The following is a 13,561-nucleotide window of genomic DNA, read 5'->3' on the forward strand; positions in this document are numbered from 1 at the left end:
AATTTGGATTTAAGCTCTTTTCAGGATTTGGTCTAAGATTTGTTTGTTTTTCCCATAGGGAAAAAAATAAGGTGAATACCCTAAAGTCTGTCCGTTTTTTTTCCAAACGATCCGATTGAGTCCGAGTATGTTGAGAAGCCCGGAGTGATTCCATTCCAAATTCAGATTTTCGGACTTGGTTGTGAACTTGATTAACTTTTTTCCGAATCCTGAATTTTGAATCATCCATACTTCATCTTTTACAAGCACCAAACGTACGTTCCATCGGGATAACAAAACACCTAAGTCCCAAAGAAGGGAAAGAGAAAGATACAAAAAAACAAAAACGGATAAGTATTGATAATATTTCACATTATCCAGAAAACTGATCTTTAAAATTTTCGTTATCTCGAGAAGTCCTACGAACCAATACAAAAAATCATTCAGATAATGTACGTTCTTTGCAAAAAAGTATAAGAAAATTCCTGAGCAGAGGAGAATCAGAATGTTTGGAATCGGATTGGAATTTATTTCTTCGTAAATCGAAGTTCCGAAAAAACGATTTTGTCTTCGGATCAGATATTCACTGATTTTGAATTTTAGTCTTTTTAACTTATATTTCATTTTAATAAAACCTCTTCGAGTAATTTGGCTGTATGATCCCAAGACCATTTTGTTTTTGAAAATTTCGGAGATCTGGATCCCATTTTAAGATTGGAAAACAGTTGAAAAGCATTGGTCCAACCTTCCGGAGAAGAAGAAGGCACATATAAGTCGGACGAGTCGGAAAGAATCTCACGAAAGACGGGAATATCCGAGGCAACACAACGTTTGTCTTCAATCATCGCTTCCAAAAGAGGTAGCCCGAATCCTTCGTGATGGGAAGGAAAGAAGAACGCCTTGCATTCGTTAATTGCCTGTCCGAGTACGTCATCACTCGGATTTTCCATAAACTGAATTTGGTATTTTTCCAAAGATCCGTCGGTGAGTGTTTGAAAGAGTTTGTCGCCTTCTTCTCCCCAACCTTTTCGCCCGAGTATCAATAAAGAATGTTTATCTTTCGGATTTGTTTCTTTGAATTTCAGGAATGCATCTATCAGTCGTTTTATATTTTTTCGCGGTTCCAAAGTCCCGACCGTAAGAAAAAAAGATTTAGGTAAGAGTCCTTTTTTCGTTTTGAAATTCCGTTTTGAAACTCCCGGATATACAACCAAACACTTATTGGCCGCCTCTGGCATGTAGGAAGAGATTTCGTTTTTCGTATTCTTTGACAAACAAAAGATTTTATCTGCATTCTTCAAAGTATATTTGGAAAGCAATTTGTGTTGCCAAAAATTCCACTTTGCCATCGTTTCCGGTGCGGAAATAAAATTCAAATCATGATAATTTACAAAACCGGGAATGGGAAGTTTGCGTATGGGTAACATTTGCAAGGTTCCCCAAAACCGGTCCATATTGTGTTCTTTGATTCGTTTTGGCAATATAAAATTCAGGTAGATCGGTCCGGGATAGGACTTTGATTCATAGATCGTTTTTACGTTCGGGAAGTTTAGAATATCGTTGAAAACGGGATGGACCGGCTTATTGGAAAAAAGATAAAAATGGACTTTGGAATTTCTTTTTACAATGATCCGCAAAACTTCCGCTAAATAGCGGGAATTGCCGGTGATTCCGTAAGCAAGAGGCCTTGCATCAATTCCTAGATTCATAATCCCTTAATGATATGGATATGATGAAAAGATAAAGACTTACACCTAAGTAGAAAAGAATGGAATACATCAAAAGTATATTTTCCATAAGTCCTCCCACAAAGGATCTATGAGTGAGAAGTACAAGCGCAATTGTAATCAGAAACCAAATTTTTTCCGCCCTCGTCCATCTATGGTTCTGCTTGTGAAGAATCAAAAAATAAATGGGAAAGATACAAATCACAAAACTATGAATCCAACTGATTCCGCTGAACAAACAAGATGCTAAAAATAGAAGCGAGGTCAAGTGCCACTTCAAGTCCGGTTTTTTCAATAAATACAATATGGGTAATCCGAACAGAACAATGATTCCGTTTTGGATCCATTTGATCGTATACAAGGACAGATCTACAAAGGGGAGTCTGTAGAGAGGTTGGTTGACAAAGTCGGCTCCGTGATAAAAATACTTTGCTAAAGTGGAAGACAGACTTTGGTTGTTTTTCCAAGACCTTGCGAGAGGGTTCGAGAGTGCTTGTCCCAAGACTTGTGTGAACCATTCTTTTGTCATCGCGATTGTATAATCGAAACGGTAGAGAAGAGGAATGGCATTCCAGAAAACAAGTCCTGCTAAAAAATACAGAACAGCTTTGAATCTTTTTTCATAGAGAAAGATCACAACGAAAACGATAGGAGTTACTTTTATGACTGTGGCTAGTGCAAGTAGTATCCCTGACAATAGATCGTTTTTACTGACAAGCGCTGACAAAACCAGGAAGATAAGCAGTAATCCCACTTGGTTGTTTTGAATATGGCTTTCCAGATAACGGAAGTTAGCTAAAATCACCAGCACGAATACCCAAGGGCCTACTTTGGATTGGTTTTCAAAAAATCGGATTTTGGATAAAATATAAAAGATCCCCACAAGACAGAACCAATTCAAAACCGAATGAAGCCCGGAAGCAAACGAAGGATCTAAGTTCCCGAAAGGGATGAGTAAAAAGGAAAAAAGAGGAGGGTAGATATAAGTCCCCGTTTGGTTTTGCAACGAGTCCAAAAGTTCCGCGTTTTCAGGTAAAAAAATTTCCTGCCAATCTTTTAATTTTTCCGTCAGTTTGGTAATAGTATCGAATTTATATAGGTTTTCCTCCGTTTCCCATCTTTGGCTTGCGTGGTAATAATCCAGAAAATCCGATTTTTGTTTGTTTCGGGTAACACCGCTCATCAGGAAAAATAATAGAAAACTTATAAAAACAAATTTCCCGATGACTTCGGAGTTCCAAACTGTCTTGAACATGGTTTTCCAACCAAGTTTAAGCAAATCTTTATTCTAGCAAGGTTTTCCTTTCCTTATATTTATGGATGAATTTCTAAATGACTATGACTTCTTTTTGCCAGAATCGCAAATTGCGAAGTATCCCGCAGAAAATAGGGATGAGTCCCGACTTCTCGTTTTAAACCGGGAAAAAGATACAATTAGCGAACATTCCCAATTCAAAGAGATCGAAGATTATCTTAAGGAAGGGGATGTGTTGGTTTATAATGAAACCAAAGTTTCCAAAAGAAGGGTTTATCTTTCTACCGAATCCGGTCGGATACATGAGTCCGTTTTTTTGGAAACCAGAGATTACCACTCTAAAGAATGGATATGCATTTTAAAAAACAGAAAGAAACTGAGATTAGGTGACATTCTTTTTCCGGAAGGCTATAAGGAAATCCTGTTCCGCTATCAGGGCGATTCGGAAGATCTTTCTATTTTGGTTTCGGAGAATTCCATTTATGATTCCGATTTTTCTCAATGGGGAAATATTCCTATTCCTCCTTATTTGAAAAGAAAGGCGGAAAAATCGGACGAAGATCGTTATCAAACCATATTTGCGGCTAATCCTGGTTCTGTGGCGGCACCTACCGCCGGTTTGCATTTCTCACTGGAATTACGTAAAAATTTGGAATCAAAAGGCATTGTTTTTGTCCCCATAATTTTACAAATCGGGTATGGAACCTTCCAGCCTTTGCAACAGGAACAGTTTCAATTAAAAAAATTGCATAAGGAGTCGTACGAACTGTCCGAGATTTCCGCAAAAATTTTAAATCAAGCCGTAGCAGAAAAAAGAAGAGTGATCTCTATTGGAACTACCACACTTAGGGTATTGGAATCGGTTTTTGATTTTAAGTCTCAAATATATAAGGCAGAAAAAGGAGAAACTGACATATTTTTGTCACCGGGAGATCAAATCCATTCTTCCCAAGGACTTATCACAAATTTTCATCTTCCGAAATCCAGCCTGCTCTTACTTGTTAATTGTTTTGGAGGAAACAATTTAGTTATGCGATCTTATCATTATGCTTTGGAAAGAAATTTCCGATTTTATTCTTATGGAGATGCAATGTTTCTGTTTTGAAAAATGAATTTACAATTCGTCCAATTTGTAAAAACTAAGAAGGCAATTAAAATCATTTGATCATGTTTTCCCCTCAATCTTCAGTAATCGTGTCTCTCCTTTCAGGAGCAGGGCTTGTGGCAATCGTGTCCCTTGCCCCTGTACGACAATTCGATGTGATAGATTTACCTTCTCCCGAGATTCGGTCGAGCCAACCTATGTCCGATACTCCATTGTTTGATGATTCTTTGGATTCGAGTAACCGCCGGCTATACGGAAATTCCGATTCCATCGAACCGAACCCCAGTGAATTCAGTTTGCACGCTCCTATATCGGAAGAATTATTAAATAAAAATAACAAATGGGAAAATTCGGGCCTCATCGGAGAGTCCGAAGGTTTATCTTCTTCGATTCGCAATCGTACCGACTGGGACTTGTATTCCAACCGAGTGGGGGAAAGAAAAGTTTTTTTCCAAAAAGACGGGCTTGTTATGCGGGGCTTCGGCTCTTCTTCTTCCTTACAAAACTGGACCCCGTTCCGAAGGGATTCTTATCTGACGGATCGTTACGGACTCAGAAGAAACGATTCTTATGAGATTCAATATTCGATCACATCTAACATAGGTGCGGTGGTCCAAGGCGGTGCCTATGATCATTTTGACGACAGAACACGCGAACAGAGAAATGTGGCGATGGCAGGGGTTTCCGTGAAAACCGGCAATTTCTTTAACGCGCGTATGTTGACGGGCGATTCCAATTATGTGGTCAACACGCCGGTTTCCAGTTTCAATTATAATCCTCTTAGTCCGAACCGACCGAATGATATTTCCCGTAGGGAAAGAGACGATGTAAAACAGGTTTACGAATGGCAGGCGAATTTCACCCCTTCCGATTATTTCAAATTGCAGACTTCGGTTTACAACCAAAGGGCGGAAAATTCCGTCAATCTTTCCTCACCTGACGGCGGCAAGGTTTCTGTTTTTGCCGGGAACCAGAGAATTCAGATGAATGTACGTTATAATTATCTAAATAGCAGAAATAATTCCAGTAGCCTACTTACCGGCCACTCTTTCAGTCCTTCCCAGGATCTTGCTTCCCTGGGAGTGATTGTATTTCTTGATCCGTCTCAAAGATATTCTATCTATTTGGGCAATAATTTTTACAATGTCTTAAACGATCCTTTGAATCAAGTGAAAGACGCCAGCGGGAGATCGCCGACTACGTTTACCGCTTCTTTCCGCGGGAAAAATCCGAATGCAAGCAGATCCAGTTTCTTTTTTAACGTTCAGAACCAATTTTACAAAGATGGAACAATGCTTGGTGCTCCCGGTATGATGCAGCTCGGCGGGTTACAAGGGAAATCGTTTTATGAATATGCCACCTCACTGGGGTTAGAAGTTGCCTTTTAGATTTTTTATTTTTTGTCTCTTCGCTTTTGTTCTTTCCTGTAGTTTCGATGATCGGGAGTCCCGTCCTCCGAAACTTACACCTCCTTTGGAACAACTTGCCGTTTCCCTTTCCGAAAAAGGGCTGATGTTTAACAAACAAAGACTGATCGTTCTTACCTTTACCGGCACGGACGGTGGAAAAAACCAATACGGTCCTCTTCTTTCTGAAAAGCTGACCACCGAATTGGTAAAAAAGGATAGATTTCACATCTTGGATAGAATGGTTCACGAAAGGGCCCTCAAAGAAAAAGGACTCAGTTTGGAAACCAACGGAGATATGGCCACCTTGCGGAAGATAGGTGAAGAATTGAAAGTGGATATCCTTGTCACGGGAATTGTCAGTGCTTACCAAGACGGGCTTTTTGTGAATACCCGATTGATTGAAATCAAGTCGGGACTGATCCTGAAAGCTGAGGAAGTTTTTGTTCCGATAGATCTTTGATTCCCTGTCTCAATCCATTTACCATTCAAATTTCAATTTTTGGATTGATTCCATCATTTCCCAAGTCATAAAGGTAACAAGAGGACAAGATGGCATTCGATATAGAAATGATCCAGGCTCGCTACTCCAAAATGGACGCGGCAATTTCCGCGGCTAGAAAGATAGTAGGCCGACCACTTACACTGACTGAGAAAATTCTTTATTCCCACCTTTGGGACGGCAATCCAAAACAAGCATTTGAACGCGGCAAAGATTATGTCGACTTCGCACCTGATCGTGTTGCGATGCAAGATGCTACGGCACAAATGGCTCTATTGCAATTTATGCAAGCAGGTCGCAAAAAGGTGGCTGTTCCTTCTACGGTCCACTGTGACCATTTAATCACTGCTAAAGAAGAGTCCGGTGTGGACTTGAAATTTGCAGTGAATGAAAACAAAGAAGTTTATGATTTTTTATCTTCCGTAACAAATAAATACGGGATTGGTTTCTGGAAACCCGGTGCCGGGATCATTCATCAGGTTGTGTTGGAAAATTACGCATTCCCCGGCGGGATGATGATCGGAACCGATTCACATACCGTGAACGCAGGCGGATTGGGTATGGTTGCCATCGGAGTCGGAGGAGCTGACGCTTGTGATGTGATGGCGGGTCTTGCATGGGAATTGAAATGGCCTAAAGCGATCGGGATCAAACTTACCGGCAAGTTGAACGGTTGGACTTCCGCAAAAGACGTAATTTTAAAAGTAGCAGGCATTCTTACTGTAAAAGGCGGAACAGGTGCCATCGTCGAATATTTTGGTCCGGGTGCCGAATCCCTTTCTTGTACGGGAAAAGGTACGATTTGTAACATGGGTGCTGAGATCGGAGCAACGACTTCTACTTTTGCCTATGATGCTTCCATGGAACGTTACCTTCGTTCGACAAACAGAGCTGATGTGGCCGACCTTGCCAACAAATACAAAGAACATCTGACTGCCGACAAAGAAGTGTATGCTGACCCGAGCAAATACTTTGATCAAGTGATCGAGATTGATCTGAACACTCTTGAGCCTTATGTAAACGGTCCGTTCACTCCGGATCTTGCGACGCCTATCTCAAAATTGAAAGAAGAAGCTGAAAAAAACGGCTGGCCTCTCAAAGTAGAAGTGGGACTCATCGGTTCTTGCACAAACTCTTCTTATGAAGATATTTCCCGTGCGGCTTCCCTTGCAGAACAAGTAGCGGCAAAAGGTCTGAAGACAAAGGCTGAATTCACAATTACTCCCGGTTCCGAACTTGTAAGATTCACGATTGAACGTGATGGTTTTATCGATACTTTCCATAAGATCGGCGCAAAGGTTTTTTCCAATGCATGCGGACCTTGTATCGGTATGTGGTCAAGGGTAGGTGCGGACAAAAAAGAAAAGAACACAATCGTTCACTCTTTCAACCGCAACTTCCAATCCCGCCAGGACGGAAACCCAAATACATATGCATTTGTCGCTTCGCCTGAACTGACAACTGCTCTTGCAATTGCTGGAACTCTGGCGTTCAATCCTTTGACTGACAGTCTTGTGAATGAAAAAGGCGAAACTGTAAAACTTGATGCCCCTACGGGAGAAGAACTACCTAGCAAAGGATTTGCTGTGGAAGACGCAGGATTTGTCGCTCCTGCCGCAGATGGATCGGGAGTGCAAGTGATCGTTGATCCTGCTTCTACCAGATTGCAATTGCTAGCCCCTTTTCTTGCTTGGGATGGTAAGGATCTGAAAGGTTTGAAACTTCTCATCAAAGCCAAAGGAAAATGTACAACGGATCATATTTCAATGGCAGGCCCTTGGCTCAAATTCAGAGGACATTTGGACAATATCTCCAACAACCTTTTGATAGGTGCGACCAATTTCTCCAACGGTAAAATCAACGAAGTCAAAAATCAACTAACAGGAAATTATGAGCCTGTGCCTCAAACGCAGAGAGCTTATAAGGCAGCCGGAATCGGTTCCATTGTAGTGGGAGATGAAAACTATGGAGAAGGTTCTTCCAGAGAACACGCCGCTATGGAACCGAGACATTTGGGGGTAAGAGCCGTCCTTGTAAAATCGTTTGCCCGTATCCACGAAACAAACTTGAAAAAACAAGGTATGCTTGCGCTTACTTTTGCAAATAAGGAAGACTACGATAAAATTCTGGAAGACGACTCAATTGACATCATAGGTCTTACTTCATTCGCAGAAGGAAAATCGCTCACCCTTTTCTTGAATCATAAAGACGGTTCCAAGGAAGAAATTACCGTGAACCATACTTACAATTCTCAACAAATTGATTGGTTCAAAGCGGGAGCTGCCCTCAATTTGATGAAAGCTTAAGACATAATCAGGATGGACTCCAATTTGTAGCGGATTGTCTCTACTGAACTTGGTTCTCTAACCCCTTTGGTACAATGTGCTAAAGGGGTTTTCTTTTCCCTCTTCATTTTCGTAGGAAAAAAATTGCAAATTATCTTGTATTTTGCTACGATAGGAGTTCCTAGATGTTATTCTACAAGGAGGGAGACAAATGAAATCAAAAGTAATCTATCTTCTGCTTGTCATTTTCTCTTCTTGTAAATTTCCTCAATTGCCTTCACCGGAAACGATGGACTTGTTATTTTTATTGCGTCTTCGGGACCAAACACCTGATACACGAATTACAATTATCTATGACGGAAAAAGTTACGAATCAGGTTCCGTGATTGATTTTGGAATTAAAAATGCATACTCGTTTAATTCCTTTCCGGCCGTTTTGAAAAATACCGGAAAATTACCATTCACTATCTCGACGGACGGATCTCCTTATACTTTAGAAACTACATCAATAGGTACTTTTACTATCAAAGCGGATGAAACAGTTCCGACTACATGGCCTGTCGGCTATGAACAGAAAGTTACTCTTAGCATCATACCGGATGCCGAACCGAAGAATCTATGGAATCTAAAACTTAACATCTCATCTCCAACGGCGGTTACGTTTCCATTCGGAATTTCCTTATTCGCAAAAGGGGGTACTACTGGCAAGATGATGTTTGTGAGTGCAGCAAGTTCCATTTCGGCTGATGATGGCGTCTTAAGTTATATTGTAGATACAACGAGCGGAACATTGTCCGGAAAACAACAGATCCAGGTTGGTAACGGATGTACGCCGGCAAGACTCGCTTCTTCCTATGGAAATAAATTTATCTATTTTACAAAAACTGACGCTACGCCTTTTCATTTAAAAGGTGTAAGTATCAATAGCGATGGAACTTCCTATACTGCTCTGACCAATTCTCCGTTTACTACTTTACTCAATATCTCGTTTCTAAAAGGAATACCTAACGCAGATCAGCTTTTTTACCGACAAACGGATTTACATACTGCTCAGATAAACTCAACCACAGGAGATCTATCCAATTTTGCGGGGGCTTTCGGGTTTAGCTGTGGGGGAAGTGTTCGGTTTACTTTAAGCCCCAAGGGAGATTACCTTTTTTCACTTCCCTCGGTTTCCACCACCAATGATACGCAAGTGTTTCGGGTGGATACAAGTGGTACTCTTACAAGTACTTATTTGGGAGGAGATTCCGATGCTTCCAACCGTTTGACCTTGCATGCAAAGTCAAAAACCAATGATTATTTATTTTCAGCCCCTCATACGACAACTCCGGGTGTGAACAATTTGAAGGTGACCAGCTTACTCCGAAGAAAGGTGAAGTCCGACGGAACTTTGGATTCGGTTGACAAAGATTTTTCACTTACTACCGAAGGTGCGCAATATTTGCATTTTGAAGGCCATCCCAACGATAAATTCTTTTATTTGGGAGGGGTGATTTCCGGGAGTCCGGATCAGGGAGTGATCCAGATCGTAAAACACGATTTGGAAAATGGAAACCTAACACCAGTTTATCCTAGTATCAGGCCTACCGGCGCTTTAACCATAGATAGTATCCGGATATCTCCTGATGGGAAAATATTGGCAGCTGCTACCACGGTTCAAATAGGTAGCTGTGCTTCCTTCTTATGTGTTAAGAACATACATATGTATAAGATAGGAGCTGACGGAGGTTTAACTGAACTTGGATTTACGGCCATTCCTTCCTTGGGAGGTAGTAACTTCGGCATAGAATGGGGAGCAATCTCCAATTAATCGATTCAATAAATTCCGTTGGGTGTATTTCTCTTCGATTCTATCTTTTATTTACATATACTATCTACTTCATATTGATACCGGTCTTTTGGATTCGGATATCTTGTTCCATCTAGGAATTGCTCGGGATTATGATCAAAGTGCCTTGATTTCAGTCATTCCATCGGCAGCCGAATCGGTTTGGTCGGAAGGATATGGGGATACTCATTTTTTATACCATCAATTATTGAGATTTGTATCCGCCTCGGGGATCAAACTTTGGATTTCTCTCCTTACATCTGTTTGTTTGTTTAGTTATCTGATTTATGCAAAAGGAAAAAATATACGGGAGATTTTGTTTTATTCCGGACTTTTCCTTTTCGGGTCTTATGTATTTACCGGCAGATTGTTGTTTGGTAAGGGTTTGCTTGTTTTCCTTCCTTTATTTATTGCATATCTGATTGTTTGGGATCGAAAAAACAAACTGGCTGTTTTGTCTTTGGCTTGGATTCTTGTTTGGACGTATCCTCTTTCTCCTTTGCTTCTTTTGTATTCTTTTGTTTCAAACAGTTTCTCTTTTATGGAGAACTACCGGATTCGTAAAAATACAAATCTTTTTTCCATGCTCGGATTTCTAAAAGAATACTCTTTGTTTTATCATGCTTTGATCGGATTTTGTTCGGGTCTTTTCATCCATCCTTCTTTTCCAAATCAGTTTCATGCGTTTTATTTGGAGTGGTGGGGACAGATTTTCCCGCCGAACGATGTTGAGAAAATTGCAGAGTGGTTGGCTCCAGGCAACCTTTTGTTTTTTCAAACATTCTTTGTTCTTATACTGATTTCCATCTTTATGAAAAAGGACGGAGATCGGGCGCTTTTAGTTCTTTTTGCGATCGGTTTTGTTTCTTCCTATTTTACCACAAAGAGTATCGAATGGACTGTGCCTATCGGCTTGCTTTGGTTAGGTTCTTCTGCGTCTCTTAAGGAAAAGATACAGGATGATAAGTTTGCGATAGTTTTCGGATGTTTGTTTTTCTTTTATGCGGGACACTTGGCACAAGGCGCGGATTACCAAATCAAAAAAAACAGAGAAGAAAATGATCTAACATCCGTTTCTCTGGCTTGTGAAAAATTGGAAACGGGGACCAGGCTTTGGGTTCGATGGGATGATTTTCCCTCATTTTATTTCAAATGTCCAAAGCTCATTTATCCTTTTGGTTTAAATCCTATCTATTCCTTTGCAAAGAATCCTACGCGGTACCAAATGATTTTTTCTTTTTGGAAAAACGAAGGAGACGATCTATCCGAACTTCCTTATTATTTGGGCTATGAATATGTAATCATTGATTCCAAAAAACACGGAAGTTTCCTTTTATCAATGATGCAAAACCAACCGAATTGGAAAATAATTCATTCCTTAAATACATTTTTTCTGTTTAAAAGAGAAAAAACAAATGCAACGATCCATCCTGAAAAAACCAAAACCAAACCTATGAACTTGGAGATTCCCAAACCTTGGGGAAGATAAACGGCTTGTGATTTTTCATTCTGCAAACAAACTAGAATTTGATTAAACTGCGTTCTGTATAACTTTCGATTTGATTCCGATTTCAAAGAACTGAAGTAGGACTTGGGAATGACTGTCGGCTTACATGCTTGTGTTTCTTGTTTTCCTTCCAAGGTATCCACAATGATGTGTCGCTTCGGATCATAAATATAAATGACAGGCACTTCCTTTTGTATTTCAGCAATAGGCATTTGATTCCAAAGAGGATTTATATCCAAATAAACGATTGATTGGTTCGCCGGTGCCTGAGCTAGCAAAAACGATTCTATAAAAAAATCTTTAGGTGAATTTGCCGTTTCTTCTCCTAAAGTGGCTGCCAATGAAACCAGTCCTATGACTTTTTTTACACTTCCGATGTTTTTAGATTTAGTAATCTTTAATATACTTAAATGTTCTGAGAAAGGGATTTTTTCTTTCAAAAAAGAAAAATTATTTCTAAAGCTATCGGTTTTCGTAATTAAGAAATCGATATTTCTCTCTTGTAAAAACCGAATGGATAATTCGGGATTTGGAAAATTCAAAGAGTAATCCGCTCTCGGATCGGAGAAACCCCAGTTGAAATCGTTTTCATTCTGAATCGGAAGGTATAGTCTTTGCACGAAAGGAGTCCAACTGGATTCCACCATAAGCCCGTTATCCGATTCGAAATCGGACTCATAGGTCCATGAGAGGACTAAATGAGGTGAGCGGTTCCAAGGCGCGGAAACTGTAGTTTCCGTATATATGTTTGATTGGGGAGGTATGTTTTTTCGTAAAAAAGAAACGGATTCATTGATTGTAGAAGAAGATAGAGGAGAGCCAAAGGATCTGGGCCCGAGCAAGACCAAAGCAAGGATGCCAATTCCATATAATATATATTTGGTGGAAATGACGGATCGGTATTCCCAGGAGCCCTTGATTGCCAATAGATAAAAGATACCTAAAAAGAGATCCCAGGAACGGTAGAAATGGATCTTGGTAAAAGAAAAAAACTTAACAAAAGATACATCCTGGGTCATCAGTAGAAAAACAAAGAATACAATGATATACGGACCGTTTTCTTTTAAGTTTCGAAAGGACAAAAAGATTCCTATCAAAGATAGAAAAGGAATGATTCTTGCCGGTGTCATTAGAAATTGTTTTAGAACCGAATCACCTTCGATTTCACCGAACATTGTTTGTAAAAAAGGATAGTAAGCAAATAATGTTTCTCCCAGGTTTTCATTTCCTTGAAAAATCGGTCCGTAAAGAGACGGGATAGCCAGAACAATCGGCAAGAAAATAAAAACCCAACTTTCCTTTCTTTTTAATGAATCACTTTGCAATGAAAACAAAACCAAAAGTATGAAATAACAAAATAAAAAACTCAGATAATGGGTATAACCCAGAAGACTTAGACTCAAGAGAGAAAGGATCAGATGTTTTGAATGATAACCTTTCGTATAACGAATCCAACTTCCCAAAACAAAATAGGTAAGTCCTGAACCGAGCAAGGAAGGGAAATTTCCTCCCCATATGCCTGCAAAGGAAGCACCAAGTACGGGCGATCCTGAAAAACTTGCATATAAAAAAAGGGAAACGAAAGCAAGATCCTTCGGAAGAAATGCGGATACGAAATAAATATAACCTAATGAAAGTATAATGACAGTTGCTATAACTGCGAAGCGTAAAGAAAGGTCCAAATCCCATCCCAGCAGGTGAGGAACAGAGCCAATGAATGAAAAAGCGGGAGGGTAAAACCGAAAAGCAGGAAACCCGCCAAACCAATCTTTAACGTATCCTTCCGCTAAAAATCCCCTCCCTAGTTTTGAAAAAATACCTATGAGAACTTTGTGCCCGGGCCCATCCCAACTGACCGAATCATCCAGATAAAATAGGGAACGAAACCGGTAAATAAGCAGTAGAGTGAAGAGGATATAAACTGTGATTCTTTTTGTTTTCTCACGGTCCATGAATATTCCCAT

Annotated in this window: 10 protein-coding genes; 6 read left to right on the top strand and 4 right to left on the bottom strand. The window is 40.0% G+C overall.

The window, feature by feature from the left end:
- Positions 1-9: 9 nt before the first annotated feature.
- Genes EHS11_RS00935 through EHS11_RS00945 form a run of 3 tightly spaced genes read right to left on the bottom strand, consistent with a single transcriptional unit; the run spans position 10 to position 2,961 of the window.
- On the bottom strand, positions 10-603 hold the full coding sequence (locus tag EHS11_RS00935; RefSeq protein WP_135762538.1) for an LIMLP_18675 family protein: 594 nt from the start codon (positions 601-603) through the stop codon (positions 10-12).
- Positions 600-1,688 carry a glycosyltransferase family 4 protein gene (locus tag EHS11_RS00940; protein ID WP_135762539.1) on the bottom strand — a complete coding sequence of 363 codons (1,089 nt, stop codon included), beginning with the start codon at positions 1,686-1,688 and terminating at the stop codon, positions 600-602. Before EHS11_RS00940 ends, EHS11_RS00935 begins: the two co-directional genes overlap by 4 nt.
- Positions 1,672-2,961 carry a glycosyltransferase family 87 protein gene (locus EHS11_RS00945; RefSeq protein WP_135762540.1) on the bottom strand — a complete coding sequence of 430 codons (1,290 nt, stop codon included), beginning with the start codon at positions 2,959-2,961 and terminating at the stop codon, positions 1,672-1,674. The genes EHS11_RS00940 and EHS11_RS00945 overlap by 17 nt, the downstream gene beginning before the upstream one ends.
- Before the next feature lie 61 nt (positions 2,962-3,022).
- Here EHS11_RS00945 and queA point away from each other — a divergent pair, with 61 nt between their 5' ends.
- The 6 genes from queA (at position 3,023) to EHS11_RS00975 (ending at position 11,579) form a co-directional block, all read left to right on the top strand.
- Positions 3,023-4,066, top strand: coding sequence for a tRNA preQ1(34) S-adenosylmethionine ribosyltransferase-isomerase QueA (queA, locus tag EHS11_RS00950; RefSeq protein ID WP_135762541.1), 1,044 nt, complete (start codon positions 3,023-3,025; stop codon positions 4,064-4,066).
- A 62-nt stretch (positions 4,067-4,128) separates the two neighbouring features.
- Positions 4,129-5,454 carry a hypothetical protein gene (locus EHS11_RS00955; RefSeq protein ID WP_135762542.1) on the top strand — a complete coding sequence of 442 codons (1,326 nt, stop codon included), beginning with the start codon at positions 4,129-4,131 and terminating at the stop codon, positions 5,452-5,454.
- Positions 5,444-5,935: a FlgO family outer membrane protein gene (locus EHS11_RS00960; RefSeq protein ID WP_167884303.1), complete on the top strand. Its 492-nt coding sequence runs from the start codon at positions 5,444-5,446 to the stop codon at positions 5,933-5,935. The genes EHS11_RS00955 and EHS11_RS00960 overlap by 11 nt, the downstream gene beginning before the upstream one ends.
- An 89-nt stretch (positions 5,936-6,024) precedes the next feature.
- The gene (locus EHS11_RS00965) at positions 6,025-8,280 is read left to right on the top strand and encodes an aconitate hydratase (RefSeq protein WP_135762543.1); all 2,256 of its coding nucleotides are present in this window, start codon (positions 6,025-6,027) and stop codon (positions 8,278-8,280) included.
- A 190-nt stretch (positions 8,281-8,470) separates the two neighbouring features.
- Positions 8,471-10,072, top strand: a complete 1,602-nt coding sequence (locus EHS11_RS00970) for a lactonase family protein (RefSeq protein WP_135762544.1) — start codon at positions 8,471-8,473, stop codon at positions 10,070-10,072.
- 22 nt (positions 10,073-10,094) lie between these two features.
- Positions 10,095-11,579 carry a hypothetical protein gene (locus EHS11_RS00975; protein ID WP_167884304.1) on the top strand — a complete coding sequence of 495 codons (1,485 nt, stop codon included), beginning with the start codon at positions 10,095-10,097 and terminating at the stop codon, positions 11,577-11,579.
- On the opposite strand, the gene EHS11_RS00980 is transcribed toward EHS11_RS00975, so the two are convergent.
- Positions 11,462-13,561: a hypothetical protein gene (locus EHS11_RS00980; RefSeq protein WP_135762546.1), complete on the bottom strand. Its 2,100-nt coding sequence runs from the start codon at positions 13,559-13,561 to the stop codon at positions 11,462-11,464. The genes EHS11_RS00975 and EHS11_RS00980 overlap by 118 nt on opposite strands.

The sequence above is a fragment of the Leptospira ilyithenensis genome (assembly GCF_004771005.1).
Classification (GTDB): Bacteria; Spirochaetota; Leptospiria; order Leptospirales; family Leptospiraceae; genus Leptospira_A; species Leptospira_A ilyithenensis.